This is a genomic window from Anaeromyxobacter soli (assembly GCF_022808855.1).
Lineage (GTDB): Bacteria > Myxococcota > Myxococcia > Myxococcales > Anaeromyxobacteraceae > Anaeromyxobacter > Anaeromyxobacter soli.
Genome location: NZ_JAKZLF010000027.1, coordinates 1 through 17,392 on the forward strand (window position 1 = coordinate 1; position 17,392 = coordinate 17,392).

The following is a 17,392-nucleotide window of genomic DNA, read 5'->3' on the forward strand; positions in this document are numbered from 1 at the left end:
GACACCCGGCCCCGGCTCCGCTCGAGCCGGGTGTCGCCCACCGGTATCCCCGGTTCTCCGCGCTAGAGGTCTGGGGAATCCTGATCGCGGCGCGCCGCGCGCCGGCCTGCCGCCGTCGCCCGCGCCCGCCGAGGGCCGGGCGACGCGCTCGCGCGCTTCGCGCTCCGCGTCTTCCGTCGCGTGAGGACGTGTCGCACCGCCTCGCCGATCCCCGCGGGGCTCTCGCAGACGACCACGCCCGCCTCGCGGAGCGCCGCGATCTTGGCCGCGGCGGTCCCGCTCGAGCCCGAGATCACCGCGCCCGCGTGGCCCATCCGCCGCCCGGCGGGCGCGCTCCGCCCGGCGATGAAGCCGACGACGGGCTTCGTCACGTTCTTTCCGATGTAGCGCGCGGCCCACTCCTCGCCGGAGCCGCCGATCTCGCCGATGAGGACGATGGCCTCGGTCTCCGGGTCGGCCTCGAAGCGCGAGAGGCAGTCCACGAAGTCGGTGCCGTTGACCGGATCGCCCCCGATGCCGACGGCGGTCGACTGACCGAGGCCCAGATCCGTGAGCTGCTTCACGGCCTCGTAGGTGAGGGTGCCCGAGCGCGAGACGATGCCGATGGGACCGGGCCGGTGGATGTGGCCGGGCATGATCCCGATCTTGCATTGCCCGGGCGTGATCACGCCGGGGCAGTTCGGGCCGAGGAGCCGGACCCCGGGGCGGTCCTGCAGGAACCGCTTCACCGTCACCATGTCGAGGACCGGGATCCCCTCGGTGATGGCGGTGACGAGCGGCACGCCCGCGCCGGCGGCCTCCATGATCGCGTCGGCCGCGAACGGCGGCGGGACGAAGATGACGCTCGCGTTCGCGCCGGTCTCGCGCACCGCGTCCGCGACCGTGTCGAAGATCGGGACGCGCTGCTCGAACCGCGTGCCGCCGCGCCCCGGCGTGACGCCGGCGACGACGCGCGTCCCGTAGCCGAGCATCTGCTCGGCGTGGAAGCTGCCCGCGGCGCCCGTGATCCCCTGCACCAGGACCTTCGTGTTCCTGTCGACGAAGATGCTCACGATTCCTCCCGCTCGATGAGTGCTGGGTGCCGCGTCACGCCGCCCGCGCCGCCGCGACCGCCTTGCGGGCCGCGTCGGCGAGGTCGTCTGCAGGGATGATCTCGAGGTCGCTCTGCGCGAGGAGGCTCTTCCCGAGCTCGACGTTGGTGCCCTCGAGCCGCACCACGAGCGGGACCGAGAGCCCGACCTGCCGCGCCGCCGCGAGGATGCCCTTCGCGATGACGTCGCACTTCATGATCCCGCCGAAGATGTTGACGAGGACCACCCGGACGGCCGGGTCAGCGAGCAGGATCTTGAACGCCGCGGCGACCTTCGCCTCGGTCGCGCCGCCGCCCACGTCGAGGAAGTTCGCCGGCCGGCCGCCCGCGAGCTGGATCATGTCCATCGTGCCCATGGCCAGCCCGGCGCCGTTCACCATGCAGGCGATGTCGCCCTCGAGCGCGACGTAGGACAGATCGTGCTCCTTCGCCTCGAGCTCGCGCGCCTGCTCCTCGTCGGGGTCGCGGAGCGCCGCGAGGTCCGGGTGGCGGTGGAGCGCGTTGTCGTCGAGCTCGAGCTTGGCGTCGAGCGCGACGAGCTCGCCCTCCGCCGTGACGACGAGGGGGTTCACCTCCACGAGCGAGGCGTCCGTCGCCGCGTAGGCGCGGTACAGGCCGGCGGCGAGCTGGACGAACCGGCTCGCGGCCTCGCCGCGGAGGCCCAGGCCGAACGCGAGGCTGCGCGCCTGGTTCGCCTGGAGGCCGGTCAGCGGATCGATCACCGCGCGCAGGATCTTCTCGGGGTGGACCCGCGCGACCTCCTCGATCTCGACGCCACCCTCGGTGGACGCCATGACCGTGACGCGCCCCGTCTCGCGGTCGACGGTCATGCCGAGGTAGAGCTCGCGCTCGATCCGGCAGCCCTCCTCCACGTAGATCTTCCGGACCCGCTGGCCCGCGGGGCCGGTCTGGGCGGTGACGAGCACCATCCCGAGCATGGCCTCCGCGTGATCGCGGGCCTCGTCGGAGGAGCGCGCGAGCTTCACGCCGCCGGCCTTGCCGCGGCCCCCCGCGTGGATCTGCGCCTTGATCGCGCAGATGGGCGTCGCGAGCGCGCTCGCTGCCTCCTCGGCCTCGGCCGGCGACGTCGCGAGCTTCCCTCGCAGCACCGTCACCCCGAAGCCGCGCAGAAGCTCCTTCGCCTGGTACTCGTGAATCCTCACGGGTGGGGCTCCTCTCGCTGTCGTGCCGCCTGGGGCATGCGAGAGCAATCGCTGCGCCATCGGGCGCATGCCTCGGCCCCTCCCTCCAACCCCCTGGAATGTCTCCGGTCGCCTCCGCCGCACGCGGCGCCGCTGGCGTGGCGACCTTTGCTCGCGTACCGTTCTCGGGACACCGCGTCCCGAATCCGGCTCTCCGTCGCGGCGAGCGCACCCCGGCGACGCTGGAGGCCACGTGCCCTTCCGCAGCGAGGAGAAGCCGGTCATCTGGGCCTTCAGCGCGAGCCGCCTGCGGCGCGTGCTCGAGAGCGCCGCCCCGATCTACGCCGACCGCGCCGAGGTGCGGGTGTTCGACCTCTCCTTCGAGGGCGCGCTGGAGACGGCGCGCAGCCTCACCGAGGCGGACGAGCGCGTGGACGCGTTCGTCGCCGCCGGCTCGAACGGCGCCTACCTGCGCGACCACGCCCCGGTGCCGGTCGCGCTCGTGGACGTCTCGACCACCGACGCGCTGCAGGCGCTCGCGCACGCGCGCACGCTCGGCCGCCGCGTGGGCATCGTGAACCACCGCCGCGTGCTCCCCGGCCTCGAGCGCTGGAAGGACCTCCTGCGCGGGGTCCAGATCGAGCAGCGCTCCTACGTCACCCCCGAGGAGGCCCGGGCCGCGGTCGCGGAGCTCGCGGCGCACGGGTTCGAGGTGGTGGTCGGCCCCGGCCCCGCCTGCGACGAGGCCGAGCGCGCCGGCCTCAGGTCGGTCCTCCTCTACTCGCTCGAGTGCGTCTGCGAGACGATCGAGCGCGCGATCGAGATGGCCCAGGTCGCGCGCGCGGAGCGCCGGCGGCGCGAGCAGCTCGCGGCCGTCATCGATCACATCGACGAGGCCGTCGTCGCGGTGGACGCGACCGAGCGCATCGCGATCGTGAACCCCGGCTTCGAGCGGCTGCTCGCGGTGAGCGGTGCGGAGCTCCTGGGCAAGCGCCTCTCGAGCGTCGCGCCCGAGCTCTCCCTCTCCCGGGTCCTCGAGACGGGCGCGGCCGAGCTCCGCTCCTTCCAGAAGCTCGGCGCGCGCAGCCTGGTCGTGAGCCGCATCCCCGTGCGCGAGCGCGGCGTGCTCTCGGGCGCGGTGCTCACCTGCCAGGACTCGAGGACGCTCCTGCGCGTCGATCGCGATCTCCGCTCCGAGCTCCGCCCGCGGCGCTTCATCGCCCGCTACGAGCTCGCCGGGATCGTCGGGAGCTCGGCCGCCATCCGCACGGTGAGGGCGCTCGCCGAGCAGTACGCCGGCACGGAGGGGACCGTGCTCATCACCGGCGAGAGCGGCACCGGGAAGGAGATGGTCGCGCAGGGGATCCACAACGCGGGCCGCCGGCGCGACCACCCGTTCGTCGCGATCAACTGCGCCGCCTTCCCCGAGGCGCTGCTCGAGTCGGAGCTGTTCGGCTACGAGGAGGGCGCCTTCACCGGCTCGCGCCGCGGGGGGCGGGCCGGGCTGTTCGAGGCCGCCCACACCGGGACGATCTTCCTCGACGAGGTCGGCGACGTGCCCATCACCCTGCAGACCCGCCTCCTGCGCGTGCTCCAGGAGCGCCAGGTGCTGCGGCTCGGCAGCAACGACCCGACCCCCATCGACGTCCGCGTCGTCGCCGCCACGAACCGGGATCTGAAGCGCGAGATCGCCCGGGGAGCGTTTCGCGAGGACCTCTACTACCGCCTCAACATCCTCCCCATCCCCATGCCGCCCTTGCGGGCCCGGAAGGACGACGTCGCACCCATCGCGGAGGCGCTCCTGCGCGACGGGCTCGCCCGCCACGGCGTGCCGGACGTGCTCCCGCGGGCGCTGGCGCTGCTCCTCCCCTGGCTGGAGGGCTACGCCTGGCCGGGCAACGTCCGCGAGCTCGAGAACGTGCTCGAGCGCGTGGCGGTGCTCTACGCGCACCGGGCCGCGGCGCCCGCGCGCGTCGGCCCGGACGAGCTCCGCGCCGTGCTCCCGGAGCTGTTCCAGCTCCCGGAGGCGCCGCCGGACGCCGATCTCCGCAGCGCGCGCGAGGCCCAGGAGACGGCGGTGATCCGGCGCGTCATCGGCGAGTGCGGCGGCAACGTGAACGAGGCCGCGAAGCGGCTCGGGGTGGGGCGCTCCACGCTCTACCGGAAGCTGAGGACGCCGAGCTGAGGACCTCCCCATTCCCGTGGGCTATAGTCCGCCGCCATGAACTCGGGCATCGGGCGCGTGCTTCTCCGCTGGGCACCGGGCGCGACCATCGCGGCCACTTTCCTCGGGATGCTGGCGCTCAGCTGGGGAAAGTGGCCGGACGTCCTCGTGGACTTCGGCCACGAGCTCTACGCGGCGTGGCGGCTCAGCGAGGGGCAGGCGCTCGGCCGGGACATCCAGTGGGGCGCGACCGGTCCCCTTCCACCTTATGTGAATGCCGCCGTCTTCCGGATCTTCGGCCCCGAGCTTCGCGCGCTCGTCGTGTTCAATCTCCTGCTGCTCGCGCTGTTGACGTGGCTGCTCTACTCGCTGATCCGCGCCCTCTCGGATCGCTCCACCGCGACCCTCGCGTGCGTCGCGTTCCTGTCGATCTTCGGGTTCGGCCAGTACGTCGGGATCGGCAACTACAACTACGTGACGCCGTACTCGCACGGCGTGACGCACGGGCTCATGCTGTCGCTCCTCGCGATCTGGCTGTTCCACCGGTTCGCGACGGGAGGGGATCGGCGCCACCTCGGCGCCGCGGGGATCGCGGTCGGGCTCGCCTTCCTGACCAAGCCCGAGCTCTTCGTCGCGTGCGTGGCCGCGGTGGGCGTCAGCTGGCTGGCGTTCGCGAGAGAAGTCCGGAGCACCCGCCGAGCCTTTCCTGCGCTCGCCGTGCTGCTCGGCGCTGCGTGCGTTCCGCCCGTGGTCGCGTTTGCGCTGCTGCTGCTGAAGCTGCCCCCGTGGGACGCGCTGCACGTGACGCTCGCGCCATGGGCCCTCATGGCGACGCCGCTCACGAAGACCCCCTTCTACCTCGCAGGCGTCGGGCTCGACGCGCCCGCCGTGAACCTCGCTACCCTCGCGCGCTGGGCCGGTGGGTACGTGCTCGTCGCCGGGCTCGGGGTGGCCGCGGCGCTGGCGGCTCACCGGCTGCGCCTGTCATCCTTCGTGTGGAGCGTCGGCGCGTTCGCGCTCACCGTCGCCGGGCTCACCTCGCTCGTGCCGCCGTGGCACTGGCTCGACGTCGCCCGGCCGTTGCCGGTGTTCGTCCTCTCCGGCGCCGCGGCGTACGCCTGGCGGGCGTTCAAGGGTCCGCGCGGCGAGGCGCTGACGGGCGCGGCGTCCCTCGGCCTCGCGCTCGCGACGTTCGCGCTCGCGCTGCTCGGGAAGATGCTCCTGAACGCCCGCATCATCCACTACGGGTTCGCCCTCGCGATGCCGGCGTCGCTGCTCGTCATCGTCTGGTTCACCTGGTCAGCCCCGAAGCTCCTCGAGAGCCGAGGACTGCGTGGCGGCGTGTTCCGCGGCGTGGCGACGGGGTTCCTCGCCGTGATCGCCCTCGCGTACGTCCAGCGGGCGTCGAACCTGTTCGCCACGAAGAAGGTCCAGGTCGGCACGGGCGCGAGCGCCTTCGTCGCGGACGACCGCGGCCTCTTCGTGGCCGAGATGGTGCGGCGGATCGAGCAACGCGCCGCCCCCGGCGACACGCTCGCGGTGATCCCCGAGGGCGTGATGATCAACTTCCTCACCCATCACAGCAGCCCGTTGCCGTACCTGACGTACCTGCCGGACGCGATCGCCGCTTTCGGGGAGGCGGCGATGCTCGAGGCGCTACGCCACGCTCCGCCGGACCTCGTGCTCGTCGTGTCGCGCGACGCGTCGGAGCATGGCGCCCGGACCTTCGGGATCGATTACGCGGGCGACACCTTGCAGTGGCTCCGCCAGAACTACGCTCCCCTGACGGTCGTCGGCGGCTCGCCCTTCAACCCCGACCAGTACGGGATGATGCTCCTGGCGCGGACTTTGCCGTCGCGCTCCGCGCGCGCGGGTCCGTAGCCTTTACGCGAGGGCGGCGCGCGCCCCGCCGGTCACGGAGACGCGCTCTCGTGGGCGAGCCGCTGCGCCTCCTCGCGCTCGGGCGGCTCGCCCGGATGCGAGGCGTACCAGATGCCCAGGGCGATCACGATGACGAACAGGACCCAGATCGGCCCGCGCGGCTCGCCGTCCTCGGTCATGCCACGCTCCCGCCGCAGGGGCGAAGCACGACGACGCCGGCAGTGAAAGGGGCGCTCACGCGGCGAGCGTACCCCTCGGCGGGCCCGCGTGAAACGCGGCGTCCTGGCGCAGGCCGTCCGGCTCCGCCGGCGAGGCGGCGCCGAGGCTCACCAGCCCGGCTTCACGTTGTAGCCCCAGCCGCGGATGTCCCAGGACTCGCTCGTGATGTACGGGACGAAGCCCTGCGCCGAGATGGCGTCGTACAGCTCGCGCGCCCGGTCGCTGGACGGATCGGCGTACTCCGCGACGAAGACCGGGACGCCGCGCTCCTTCAGCGCCTTCATCTGCTGGAACTGCGGCCCCCAGTACCACGGGTCCTCCCACGGCCGGAGATACGCGGCGGGGTAGCTCGAGGTGGAGAAGAGGCCTTCGGTCTCCATCCCGTGGACGTACTGCGGATACGCGAGCGCGAACTCGAACCCCTGGTTGAAGATGAACTTCATGTCCGGATGCTGGTCGAGGATCCGCTGCATCACCGAGGCGATGGCGTCGTTCACGTCCGCGCGCGTCTTGCCGGGCGGCACGTCGGGGGTGGCCGCGTCCCACTTGATGCCGCGAGAGCCCGTGCGATACGCCTCGTCTGCACGCCGGACGAGCCAGTCCTGCCACGAGGGATGCGTCACGTCGACGAGCTCCAGTCCCCAGTCGCCGTTCGTCCGCAGGATGTCGCCGCTGTAGCCGGACGCGGCGCGCAGCTGACCGGCCAGCTCGGCCAGGTTGACGTACGCGAACGGGCGCACCCCCGCGTTCGCGAGGATCTCGTTCGTCTGCGTGTCGCCCGGGTAGCCGGTCTCGAACCACTCGAAGCCCGCCCGCGCGACCGCCTCGGCCGGCAACCCGCCGCGGGCCCAGCCTCCGAACGACGGCATCGGCGAGTCGTCGCCGCGAAACTTCGTGACCGCGCTCTGAGCGCGGCCGTCGCCAGGAGCGCCGGCGTCGGCGGCCGCGGTGGTCTCGCACGGGGCAGCGGTGCCGCCGCACGACGAGGGGGCGCCGCCACCGCCACCACCGCAGGCCGTGGCGAGCGAGATGAGCGAGGCGAGGGAGAGCGCTGCGGTGAGGCGTTCCTTGCGAATCAGTGTGGGCTCCTTCCGTTCCTTGTTCCGCGGCGAGAACGGGAGGCCCACCGACCGCATTTCCTGGGGACAGGTAGTCAACGGTGAGCAGAGGAAGGGGCCGGTGATCCGTATGCCCCCGTTTGCCTACTGGAGCGCACTTGGCAGCCCGATGCCCACATGCAGCTCGGTCGCTCGTTATTTTTCAGCTGGGACTGAGAAAGAGCTGCACGGTTCGCGCCTGGGCGCGCGAGCGAGCATGCGCCCGGAGCCGCACCCTCACCGCGGGCGCCGTCACGCCCCTGGTCATTTCGGGTACCCGCGCGCCCGAGGCTTCGAGCGAGCGCTCGGAATGAAGGTCGAGCGCGGGCTGCGCGTGTGGGAACGAATGGCCGCCGAGGCTCTACGGAGGGGACGCCGGAGCAATCCGGCAGATCCCCCTCGACGCCGTCCATCGGAAAGAAAATGCCGGAGCCGCCCTGTAAGCCGAGTTCTGTCCCGCGGGTCTCCCCGCGGCGGCGAACATTCCTCTAGGACGCGCGTTGCCGCGCGCCTCCAGCGGGCCATACCCGGAGGCGAAGACCGGGCCAGTCGCCTCCCTATTTGCCCTTGCACCGGGTGGGGTTTGCCATGCCGCGCCGGTCACCCGGCGCGCGGTGCGCTCTTACCGCACCGTTTCACCCTTGCCACGCACGCCTCGCGGCGCCGTTCGGCGGTCTGTTCTCTGTGGCACTTTCCTGCGGGTCGCCCCGACCGGTCGTTAACCGGCACCCTGCCCTGTGGTGCTCGGACTTTCCTCGGCGGCCCCCGTTCCTGCGAGGCCGACGCGTTCGCCCGAGCGGCTCCAGCGAGACCCGTGTAACACGCGAGATGGGTGGCGGCAACGCGAGCCCCCGCGCGGCGGTGCGGCGGACGAGCGGGCGGGGACCGCCGCCCGCTCGAACCTGGCCCTCGAGCTCGCCGCACCAGCGGGGCTTGACGGCTGCCGAATGTCTCCGATATATCGACGACACACGACGAGCTGTCGCTCGAATGGAGGCGCTCATGTTCGGTCCATGGTCGTTCCGGCGGTTCCACCACGATCCCGAGGCCTGCTTCGCCGGCGGAGGCCGCGGCCGGCACCACCGCCATCGCGGCGGCCATCACGGGCACGGCGGCGACGGCCCGGGGCCGGGCGGCGGCGACAACCCGTGGGGCGGGAATCCGTTCGGCGGGAACCCCTGGTCCTTCTTCTTCCGCGGCCGGAAGACCCGGCGCGGCGACGTGCGCGCCGCCATCCTCGCGCTCCTCTCGGAGCAGCCCCGCAACGGCTACCAGATCATGCAGGAGCTGGAGCAGCGCAGCGGCGGGGTGTGGCGTCCGAGCCCGGGCTCCGTTTACCCGGCGCTCCAGCTGCTCCAGGACGAGGACCTCGTGAAGGCGGAGGAGAGCGGCGGAGGTCGCGTCTTCCAGCTCACGGAGCACGGCCGGGCGTACGTGAAGGAGCACGCCGAGGACGTCTCGGCGCCGTGGGAGGCCGCGCGCGCCGCCGCCGGCGAGGATCTCCCCGAGCTCCTCGGCCTCGCCCATCAGGTCGGCGTGGCCGCGGCGCAGGTGGCCCACGCCGGAACTCCCGCCCACGTCGCCGAGGCGCGCAAGGTGCTCCAGGACGCGCGCCGCGCCCTCTACCGGATCCTCGCGGAGGACGCGCCCGAGCACGGGCGGTGACCGCACGGGCGAGGTCGCTGGCCCACCGGCGTCACCTGCGCATCGCCACCGGCACCCCGCGCTTCGGGCACAGCTCCTCGACCGGACAGCGCGAGCACGCCGGCCGCCGCGCGTCGCAGGTCCGCCGCCCGTGCCACACGAAGAGCTGGTGCGCCTCGCCCCAGCGCTCCTCCGGCACGAGCGCCATGAGGTCCTGCTCCACCTTGGACGGGTCCGCCTGGCGGGTGAGCCCGAGCCTCCGCGCCACGCGGCCGACGTGCGTGTCCACCGGGAACGCGTGCGCGGCGCCGAGGTGCACGAGCACGACGCCCGCGGTCTTGCGTCCGACGCCCGGCAGCGCCTCGAGCGCCTCGCGCGTCCGCGGCACGCGCCCGCCGTGCTCGGCGGCGATGGCCGCCATCGCGGCGACGATCGCCTTCGCCTTGTTCCGGTAGAGCCCGAGGCTGCGGATGAACGGCCAGAGCTCCTCGGGCGCGGCGGCGGCGTAGTCGGCCGCGGTGCGGTAGCGCGCGAAGAGCGCCGGCGTCGCGCGGTTCACGCCTGCGTCGGTGCTCTGCGCCGACAGGATCACCGAGACGAGCAGCTCGAGGTCGTTCCCGAACTCGAGCGCGATGCGCACGTCGGGCATGGCGCGGGCCAGCCGGTCGACGATCTCCACCGCGCGGGCGCGCTTCTCGGCGGCAGGGGGCCGCCTCCTCGTGGGTGTCGGCATCGCGCGCGGATGCTAGCACCGCCCGCGATGGTCGCGGCGCCGCGCCGGCACCGGGCGAGGCGTGGCCCACGGCGCTGGATGAGCCGCCTCCCGGCTTCCAGCACGAGCCCGTCTGGTTCCGGCGGCTCGCCCGCCTGGCGGGGCGCGCTCCCGCCTCCACCGAGCGCTCGGGGCGCGGTGAGCCGGAACGCGATCCCGAAAAACCCGCCTCCTCGCGGCGCCGGAGTTAGGCTCCCCTGCCCATGACCCCCATCGATCTCCGGTCCGATACCGTCACCCGGCCGACCCCCGCCATGCGCGAGGCGATGGCCCGCGCCGACGTCGGCGACGACGTCTACGGCGAGGATCCCACCGTGAACCTCCTCCAGGAGGAGGTCGCGGGGCTCCTCGGCAAGAAGGCGGCGCTCTTCGTCCCCTCCGGCACGATGGCGAACCAGGTCTCGCTCGGCGTCCTCACCCGGCCCGGCGACGAGATCGTCTGCGACGCGGGCGCCCACTGCATCTCGTTCGAGAGCGGCGCGCTCGCGGCGCTGTGGGGCGTCCAGGCGCGGACGATCGCGGCGGAGCGCGGGCTCCTCGAGCCGGCCGCGGTCGAGGCGGCGATCCGGCCCGCCGGCGACGTCTACCCCCGCACCCGCGTCGTCGCCCTCGAGAACACGCACAACCGCGGCGGCGGCGCGATCTACCCGCTCGAGCGCGTGCGCGCCCTCGGCGAGCTCGCCCGCGCGCGCGGGCTCTCCCTGCACCTCGACGGCGCGCGCCTGTGGAACGCGTGCGCCGCGACCGGGGTCGCGCCGGCGGACTACGCGCGCGAGGCGACCACCGTCTCGGTGTGCCTCTCGAAGGGGCTCGGCGCGCCCGCGGGGTCGCTCGTGGCCGGCGCGCGCGAGCTCGTCGCCGAGGCGCGCCGGCTGCGGAAGCGGCTCGGCGGCGGGATGCGCCAGGCCGGGATCCTCGCCGCGGCCGGGCTGCACGCGCTCCGCCACCACCGCGCGCGGCTCCCCGAGGATCACGCGAACGCCCGCCACCTCGCGGACGGCCTCACGGAGCTCGGCGGGCTCTTGCCCCTGCCGGTCGAGACGAACCTCGTCTTCGTCGCCTTCACCGGCCGGAGCGCCGCCGAGCTCTCCGCGCGCCTCGCGCGCGAGGGCGTCCTCGCGAACCCGGAGGGCTCGCGGCCCGACCTGCTGCGCCTCGTCACGCACATGGACGTCTCGCGCGCCGACGTGGACGAGGCGCTCGTCCGCATCGGCCGCGTGCTGCGCGGCGCGTGACGGGCCGCGAAGGCGAGGCGCGGGAGGGCGCGTGGTAGCATCCGCGGCGCGTGCTCCGCGCCCTCGCGATCGCCCTCGTCGCCGCCGCGCTCGCATGTGGCCGCGCGCCCGCGCGGAAGATGACGTTCGCGGACGCAGGCTTCACGGCCGGCCGGCCGGGGGGCGACGACGCCGGGAGCGCGCAGGAGCCGGAGGAGCCGCCCCCGCCGCCCGTGGACGTCCCCGCGCCCGAGTCCATCGCGAGCGAGGCGCCCGAGGGTCCGCCCATCGACGGCACGCTGCTCCGCTTCGCAGCCCAGGCGCGCGATCGCCGCGCGACGCGCCCCGCGGGCCGCGGCTTCCCCGAGGACGCGGACCGCGCGTGGCGGGGGCTCGTGGCGGAGCTCGACGCGTACCTCGGCCGGGCGCTGCCCCAGACGCCGCTCCTCGAGCTCGTGCGCGCGCGCGTCACCGTCGAGGCGGAGTGGGACTACGACGTGCGCCACTACGGCCCGCCGCCCCGAGACCTCGCCGCGCTGGTGGCCTCGCGTGCGGCGCGCTTCGGCACCCGCATCGCCACCGCCCGCGCGCTCGGCCTCGGCCTGTTCGCGCGCACGAGGCCGCCGCTCCTGCGCTGGCCGGTGGAGCAGGCCGGCATCTCGAGCGTCTTCGGGATGCGCACGCACCCCCTGGACGGCCAGCGCCGGATGCACTTCGGCGTCGATCTCGCCGCCGACGCCGGCCGCGTCGTCGCCGCCGCGGCGAAGGGGTTCGTGGTGCGCGCCGGGTGGATGGGCGGCTACGGCCTCATGGTGGAGGTCCACCACGCCGGCGGGCTCACGACGCGGTACGGCCACCTCGCCGCCCTGCTGTGCGCGCCGGGCGACGCGGTCGAGCCGGGGGGACCGCTCGGCGTGGTCGGCCGGACCGGCCGCGCGACCGGACCGCACCTGCACTTCGAGGTCTGGCGCGGCGGCGAGCCGTCGGATCCGCTCGCGTGGCTCGGGGTCGTCCCCGCGTCGGGCGCCGGCTTCGGCCACCCCGCGGCCCGCCGCTGACGGAGCCAAAAAGCGAGCGCCCCGCGAGCTGCGCGCGGGGCGCCCGGTTCCCACACCCTCCCCCGAGGACCTTGCTCCACCGGGGCGCGGCGGATGACGCTCTCGTGTATCAATGAGGGGCACGCGGGGTCAAATCTCCCCGCCTTCACATGGAGTCCCGATGCCGGCGTTCCTGGCGGTCTCCCTCCCGCTCGCGCTCGCGGCGACCCTCGACGTCCCGGCCGGCGCCGATCTCGCCGCCGCGCTCGCGCGGGCCCGCCCGGGCGACGTGGTGCGGCTCGCCGCCGGCGAGCACCGCGGCAGCATCGACCTGCCCGCCGGCGTCCGGCTCGAGGGCGCCGGCGCGGGTCGCACGCGCGTCGTCGCGCCGGAAGGCGAGGACGCGCTCACCGCCTCCACCCCCGGCGCCGCCGAGGTCGCGGCGATTGCTCTCGAGGCCGGCGCGCCGCGCTGCGCCGTGCGCGTCTCCGCCGGCACGCTGCGGGCGCGCGACCTGCGCGCGGTGGGGGGCGGCTGCGGCGCGCGCGTCTCCGGCGGCGCGCTCGACGGCGCGGACCTCGCGCTCGACGGGGACGTCGGCCTCGTCGTGGAGCGCGGCGAGGCCAACCTCGTGGGCGGGCACCTCCACGGCGCCCTCTCCGGCGCGACGGTCCACGGCGGCACCGCCACGCTCCGCCACCTCGCCATCGACGGGCCCTCGCGCGAGGCGGGCCTCGCCGTCGCGGGCGGCGCCGCACACCTCGAGGGCGTGGTCATCCGCTCCCCCGGACCGGCCGGCATCGCCATCGCGCCGGGAGGCCGGGTGGAGGGAGCGGCGGTGGTCGTCGCGGGAGTGAGCGAGGAGCAGGGCATCCCGGGGGCGTGCGTGCAGGTGCGCCGCGGCTCGCTCGCGCTCTCCGCGAGCACCCTCCTGCGCTGCGGCGGCGCGGCCGTCGAGGCGTCGGGCGGCGAGGTACGCCTGTCGAGCGTGGACGCGTCGGGAGGCGCCGCAGGCGGGATCATCCTCCTCGACGGCGCCACGGCGGTGCTGGACGGCAACCTCGTGACCGGGCACGGACCCGCGCTCGCGCTCGCGGGGGGGTCGCGGGCGACCGCGCGGATGAACCGCTGGTGGGCGGACCCGGTGTTCTGGGTGGACTGCGGGAGCGGCGCCCGCCTGGTGCTCGGGGAGGGGGAGCGCGCGCGGACCCCGTGCGGCGGGTCTCCTTGACGCGAGGCGTCCGTCTCGACAAAAAAACCCGCCCGTGACAGCCTCTGCCGTCGCCGGTCGAGGGGGCGGGCGCGTGGTCCTGCGCCCGGCCCGAGTCACCGGCACTGCGCCGAGGCCGGCGACCTTAGGAGGGTGGCGCGGAAATGCAGATCAACCTGCGCAAGGCGATGTTCGTGCTCCCGAACCTGTTCACGGTGAGCTCGATCCTCCTCGGCTTCTACGCGCTCACGCTCTGCGCCGGCGAGGCCACGCCGCTCCAGCTCTACCAGGCGGCGCTCGCCATCTTCTTCGCGATGTTCTTCGACGCGTTCGACGGCCGCGTCGCGCGCATGACGAAGACCCAGTCCGACTTCGGCGTGCAGCTCGACAGCCTCGCCGACGTCATCTCCTTCGGCGCGGCGCCGGCGCTGCTCGTCTACAAGTGGGCGCTCGCGCCGCTCGGCTTCCTCGGCTTCTTCGTGTCCTTCGCGTTCGCCGCCTGCGGCGCGCTCCGCCTCGCGCGCTTCAACGTCCTCGCGCAGCGCGGCGACAAGGGCTCCTCGCGCTTCTTCGTGGGCCTGCCCATCCCGCTCGCCGCCGGGACGATCGTCTCGCTCGTCATCGCCCACTACCGGCACTTCGCCACGACCACCGACCCGGCGACCCGCGTCCCGATCGCGCTCGTCGTCGGCCTGCTCGCGTTCCTCATGGTGTCGACCGTCCGATACCGCACCTTCAAGGACGTCCACCTCTCGGCGCGCAGCCTCACGATCTTCGCCTTCTTCACCCTCGCGGGCGTCGGGGTCGGCATGGCGACCCGCGCCTCGTTCGTCCTCGTGGTCTACATGGCCGCCTACATCGCGCTCGGCCTCGCCGAGGCGCTCCTCGCCCGCGCGCGGCCCGCGCCCGACAAGGCCTCGCTCCCGCCCGCCATCCGCGCCGAGCTCGAGGCGGACGAGGCGCTCGAGCCGGAGCCCGAGGACGTCGAGGACAAGCCGCAGCAGGACGAGTACATCTAGCGCGTGACCGGCTCGCCGTCGCCCGCCAGCCCTGACCTCCTCTCGCGGCTCCGCGCCCGGGGCCTCCGCCGCACGGCGCGCCCGACCGCGCGACCCGACGCCTGGGTGCTCCTCGCCGCGTGGGGTCCGTGCGGCTACGCCCCCGTCGCGCCCGGCACCTTCGGCACCCTCGGCGCGATCCCCGTGTACTGGGCGCTCTCGCGGCTCTCCCCGTCCCTGTACCTCGTGACGGTCGCCGCGCTCGTGGCGCTCGGCGCCTACGCCGCGCAGCGCGCCGGCGCGTACTGGGGGGTGGCCGACGCGTCGCCCATCGTCATCGACGAGGTGGCGGGCTACCTCGTCACGGTCGCCCTCGTCCCCTTCTCCTGGCCGGCGGCGCTCCTCGGCTTCCTCTTCTTCCGCGTGTTCGACGTGCTGAAGCCCTGGCCGGCCTCGGCGTTCGACCGCGTGAAGAACGGGTTCGGGGTCGTCATGGACGACGTGGCGGCGGGCGTCTTCGCCTGGGCCGCGCTCCAGCTCGTCGCGCTCGCGCTGCGCGCCGTCGCCGGCTGCGGCGGCGCTGGCTGGTGGTGCGCGCCGCTCGGGTCGTAGCGGAGGTCGCTCGCGATGACGCTCCACGTCGAGATCCTCTCCACCGGCGACGAGCTCCTCACCGGGCAGGTGGTGGACACGAACTCCGCCTGGCTCATGGACCGGCTCTGGGACCTCGGCGTCATGGTCCGGCGCAAGACGCTCGTGGGCGACGATCGCGCCGACCTCGACGCCGCCATCCGCGAGACGACCGCGCGCGCCGACCTCGTGGTGATGAGCGGCGGCATGGGGCCGACCGAGGACGACCTCACGAGCGAGCGCGTCGCCGCGGTGATGGGCGTGCCGCTCGAGCTGCACGAGCCGTCGCTGCGCGCGCTCGAGGAGCGCTTCCGCCGCTTCGGCCGCGCGCTCACCCCCAACAACGAGAAGCAGGCGCGCTTCCCGCGCGGCGCCGAGGTCGTGCCGAACCGGTTCGGCTCGGCGCCCGGGTTCGCGGTGCGCATCGGGCGGGCGGAGGTGGTCTGCTTCCCCGGCGTGCCGCTCGAGTTCCGGGGGCTCGCCGACGAGTGGCTCCTGCCGCGGCTCGCGGCGCGGCTCGGCGAGGTGCCCGCGGGGCGCGTGCTGAAGCTGTTCGGCGTCCCCGAGTCGCACGCCGACGACGCGATGCGGCCGCTCATGCGCGATCCCGCGAACGCGGACGTCCGCTTCGGCTTCCGCGCGCACTGGCCCGAGGTCCACGTCAAGTGGACCGTGCCCGGCCCGGACGCCGCTGCGCGCGCCGACCGGCTCGCCGCCCAGGCCCGCGCGATCTTCGGCGACGCGGTGTTCGGCGAGGGCAAGGAGGAGCTGCCGGCCCTCGTCGTCGCGCGGCTCGCCGCCCGCGGCGAGCGCGTGGCGCTCGCGGAGAGCTGCACCGGGGGGCTCGTCGCCGAGCTCCTGACGGACGTGCCGGGCGCCTCCGCGGTGCTCGACCTCGGCGTCGTCGCCTACGCGGACGCCATGAAGGAGGCCGTGCTCGGCGTCCCCCGCGACGTCCTCGCGGCGCACGGCGCCGTGTCGGAGCCGGTCGCGCGCGCGCTCGCGGAGGGGGCGCGCCGGGTCGGGCGGGCGACCTGGGGGATCGGGATCACCGGCATCGCCGGGCCGACCGGCGGGACGCCGGAGAAGCCGGTCGGGACGGTGCACCTCGCGCTCGCCGGGCCGTCCGGCACGAGCGCGGTCGAGCGGCTCTACCGCGGCGGTCGCGACCGGATCCGCCGCACCGCCGCCCACGAGGCGCTGAACCTGCTGCGGCTCGCGCTGCGGGCCTGACGGCGGCGCGCCGGCGCGCCGCTACCCCGGCAGCTCCTCGCAGAACAGCTCGACGAAGCGATCCCAGGAGACGAACCCCGCGGCGGTCTCGACGAGCTCCGCGTACAGCGCGGCCGCGCCCGCGAGGAGCGCGTCGAGCGGCCTCGGACGGTAGCGTCCGGTGAGGCCGCCCTCCTCGAGCACCCGCCGGACCAGCGCCTGCACGTTCACGGCGCGGCCGTCGAGGCTGCCCTCGCGGTCGAGGAGCCAGCCGATGAGCTGCCCGATCCGCTGCCGGACGGCGACGCGCGGGTCCGCCCCGCCCGCGGCGAGGGCCTCGTTCACGGCGTCGGGCGGGGCGTCGCGAACGACGAGCCACGTGAGCGAGCGCTTCACCTCGAAGCCGGCGCGCGCGAGCGCGGCGCGGCAGCGGGCCTCCTCGTCGGGGCCACAGCGGATGCGCACCACAGGCTCTGTCCTCGCGGTCACGCGCGGTTCGTTACCACCCGAGCGCCGCCTCCGCAACGGAGCTCACCGGCCCTATGATGCGCGGGTGACCACCGTCGACGACGCCGCGCTCGAGCTCCTGCGATCCCGGAGCGGCCTGTCGATCGACGACGAGGGCCGCTTCCTCCACCTCGGCGAGCCCATCACCCACGCGCGCACGCTCGACGTCCTCTGGCGCTCGCTCGCGCGCGCACCCGACGGGAGGTGGCTCGTGCGCGTGGGCCGCGAGTCCGCGTACGTCGCGGTGAAGGAGACGCCCTACACGGTGCGGGGCGTGCTGCAGGAGAGGCCGGACGGGGCGCCCGTGCTGCTCCTCTCCGACGGAACGCGGGAGCCGCTCGATCCCGCCACCCTCCGCCTCGGCGAGGACGGTGTGCTCCGCTGCGCCGTGAAGGGCGGCGAACGCGCCCGCTTCACCCGCGCAGGCCAGGTGACGCTCGGGTTCGCCATCGACGAAGACCCCCCAGGGACGGGACGCTATGCCATCACCATCGGTGGGACCCGCTGGCCCATCCGCGCCGATTCGCGCTGAGCGGCGGCGGTACACGACGCCTGCGTCGGACGGACCTCCTTTC

At 74.5% G+C, this 17,392-nt stretch carries 16 protein-coding genes and 1 other RNA gene; 10 read left to right on the forward strand and 7 right to left on the reverse strand.

Annotated elements, in window-relative coordinates; genetic code table 11:
* Positions 1 to 62: 62 nt before the first annotated feature.
* On the reverse strand, positions 63 to 1,052 hold the full coding sequence (gene sucD / locus MLV88_RS17065; protein WP_243338081.1) for a succinate--CoA ligase subunit alpha: 990 nt from the start codon (positions 1,050 to 1,052) through the stop codon (positions 63 to 65).
* Positions 1,053 to 1,086: 34 nt separating this feature from the next.
* Complete coding sequence (gene sucC, locus MLV88_RS17070; RefSeq protein ID WP_243338083.1) at positions 1,087 to 2,253, reverse strand: ADP-forming succinate--CoA ligase subunit beta; 1,167 nt, start codon at positions 2,251 to 2,253, stop codon at positions 1,087 to 1,089.
* Positions 2,254 to 2,485: 232 nt separating this feature from the next.
* Here sucC and prpR point away from each other — a divergent pair, with 232 nt between their 5' ends.
* On the forward strand, positions 2,486 to 4,417 hold the full coding sequence (gene prpR / locus MLV88_RS17075; RefSeq protein WP_243338085.1) for a propionate catabolism operon regulatory protein PrpR: 1,932 nt from the start codon (positions 2,486 to 2,488) through the stop codon (positions 4,415 to 4,417).
* Between the two features lie 36 nt (positions 4,418 to 4,453).
* Entirely contained in the window at positions 4,454 to 6,277 is a 1,824-nt protein-coding gene (locus MLV88_RS17080) for a glycosyltransferase family 39 protein (protein ID WP_243338087.1), read from the forward strand.
* A gap of 32 nt (positions 6,278 to 6,309) precedes the next feature.
* Here MLV88_RS17080 and MLV88_RS17085 read toward each other — a convergent pair whose 3' ends face one another.
* The 3 genes from MLV88_RS17085 to rnpB form a co-directional block, all read right to left on the reverse strand.
* Positions 6,310 to 6,456 carry a hypothetical protein gene (locus MLV88_RS17085; protein ID WP_242338573.1) on the reverse strand — a complete coding sequence of 49 codons (147 nt, stop codon included), beginning with the start codon at positions 6,454 to 6,456 and terminating at the stop codon, positions 6,310 to 6,312.
* A gap of 147 nt (positions 6,457 to 6,603) precedes the next feature.
* Positions 6,604 to 7,365 (reverse strand): endo alpha-1,4 polygalactosaminidase, encoded by a 762-nt coding sequence (locus MLV88_RS17090; RefSeq protein ID WP_243338088.1) that lies wholly within the window; start codon positions 7,363 to 7,365, stop codon positions 6,604 to 6,606.
* 652 nt (positions 7,366 to 8,017) lie between these two features.
* Positions 8,018 to 8,397: RNase P RNA component class A (rnpB, locus tag MLV88_RS17095), an RNA gene on the reverse strand.
* A gap of 186 nt (positions 8,398 to 8,583) precedes the next feature.
* Between rnpB and MLV88_RS17100 the strand changes: the two genes are divergently transcribed.
* A complete protein-coding gene (locus MLV88_RS17100; protein WP_243338090.1) occupies positions 8,584 to 9,258 on the forward strand; it encodes a PadR family transcriptional regulator in 675 nt (224 codons plus the stop codon).
* A 31-nt stretch (positions 9,259 to 9,289) separates the two neighbouring features.
* Here MLV88_RS17100 and nth read toward each other — a convergent pair whose 3' ends face one another.
* Positions 9,290 to 9,970: an endonuclease III gene (gene nth / locus MLV88_RS17105; protein ID WP_243338092.1), complete on the reverse strand. Its 681-nt coding sequence runs from the start codon at positions 9,968 to 9,970 to the stop codon at positions 9,290 to 9,292.
* A gap of 242 nt (positions 9,971 to 10,212) precedes the next feature.
* Between nth and MLV88_RS17110 the strand changes: the two genes are divergently transcribed.
* The 6 genes from MLV88_RS17110 to MLV88_RS17135 all read left to right on the forward strand — a co-directional run bounded on the left by MLV88_RS17110 (position 10,213) and on the right by MLV88_RS17135 (position 16,331).
* Positions 10,213 to 11,244 carry a threonine aldolase family protein gene (locus MLV88_RS17110; RefSeq protein WP_243338094.1) on the forward strand — a complete coding sequence of 344 codons (1,032 nt, stop codon included), beginning with the start codon at positions 10,213 to 10,215 and terminating at the stop codon, positions 11,242 to 11,244.
* 50 nt (positions 11,245 to 11,294) lie between these two features.
* On the forward strand, positions 11,295 to 12,281 hold the full coding sequence (locus MLV88_RS24680; protein ID WP_242338582.1) for a M23 family metallopeptidase: 987 nt from the start codon (positions 11,295 to 11,297) through the stop codon (positions 12,279 to 12,281).
* A gap of 160 nt (positions 12,282 to 12,441) precedes the next feature.
* Entirely contained in the window at positions 12,442 to 13,491 is a 1,050-nt protein-coding gene (locus MLV88_RS17120; RefSeq protein ID WP_243338095.1) for a hypothetical protein, read from the forward strand.
* Between the two features lie 143 nt (positions 13,492 to 13,634).
* Positions 13,635 to 14,489 carry a CDP-diacylglycerol--serine O-phosphatidyltransferase gene (pssA, locus tag MLV88_RS17125; RefSeq protein WP_242341228.1) on the forward strand — a complete coding sequence of 285 codons (855 nt, stop codon included), beginning with the start codon at positions 13,635 to 13,637 and terminating at the stop codon, positions 14,487 to 14,489.
* A 3-nt stretch (positions 14,490 to 14,492) separates the two neighbouring features.
* Positions 14,493 to 15,080, forward strand: coding sequence for a phosphatidylglycerophosphatase A family protein (locus MLV88_RS17130; protein WP_243338096.1), 588 nt, complete (start codon positions 14,493 to 14,495; stop codon positions 15,078 to 15,080).
* 15 nt (positions 15,081 to 15,095) lie between these two features.
* The gene (locus MLV88_RS17135; RefSeq protein ID WP_243338097.1) at positions 15,096 to 16,331 is read left to right on the forward strand and encodes a competence/damage-inducible protein A; all 1,236 of its coding nucleotides are present in this window, start codon (positions 15,096 to 15,098) and stop codon (positions 16,329 to 16,331) included.
* Positions 16,332 to 16,352: 21 nt separating this feature from the next.
* Here the strand turns inward: MLV88_RS17135 and MLV88_RS17140 are convergent, their stop codons facing one another.
* Positions 16,353 to 16,775 (reverse strand): hypothetical protein, encoded by a 423-nt coding sequence (locus MLV88_RS17140; protein ID WP_243338098.1) that lies wholly within the window; start codon positions 16,773 to 16,775, stop codon positions 16,353 to 16,355.
* A gap of 88 nt (positions 16,776 to 16,863) precedes the next feature.
* Between MLV88_RS17140 and MLV88_RS17145 the strand changes: the two genes are divergently transcribed.
* On the forward strand, positions 16,864 to 17,349 hold the full coding sequence (locus MLV88_RS17145) for an LptF/LptG permease family protein (RefSeq protein WP_243338101.1): 486 nt from the start codon (positions 16,864 to 16,866) through the stop codon (positions 17,347 to 17,349).
* The last annotated feature ends 43 nt before the right edge of the window (positions 17,350 to 17,392 follow it).

Coding starts and splice junctions, on each gene's coding strand:
- MLV88_RS17080 (WP_243338087.1), top strand. CDS start 4,454: ATGAACTCGGGCATCGGGCGCGTGCTTCTCCGCTGGGCACCGGGCGCG.
- MLV88_RS17085 (WP_242338573.1), bottom strand. CDS start 6,456: ATGACCGAGGACGGCGAGCCGCGCGGGCCGATCTGGGTCCTGTTCGTC.
- MLV88_RS17090 (WP_243338088.1), bottom strand. CDS start 7,365: ATGCCGTCGTTCGGAGGCTGGGCCCGCGGCGGGTTGCCGGCCGAGGCG.
- MLV88_RS17100 (WP_243338090.1), top strand. CDS start 8,584: ATGGAGGCGCTCATGTTCGGTCCATGGTCGTTCCGGCGGTTCCACCAC.
- nth (WP_243338092.1), bottom strand. CDS start 9,970: ATGCCGACACCCACGAGGAGGCGGCCCCCTGCCGCCGAGAAGCGCGCC.
- MLV88_RS17110 (WP_243338094.1), top strand. CDS start 10,213: ATGACCCCCATCGATCTCCGGTCCGATACCGTCACCCGGCCGACCCCC.
- MLV88_RS17120 (WP_243338095.1), top strand. CDS start 12,442: ATGCCGGCGTTCCTGGCGGTCTCCCTCCCGCTCGCGCTCGCGGCGACC.
- pssA (WP_242341228.1), top strand. CDS start 13,635: ATGCAGATCAACCTGCGCAAGGCGATGTTCGTGCTCCCGAACCTGTTC.
- MLV88_RS17135 (WP_243338097.1), top strand. CDS start 15,096: ATGACGCTCCACGTCGAGATCCTCTCCACCGGCGACGAGCTCCTCACC.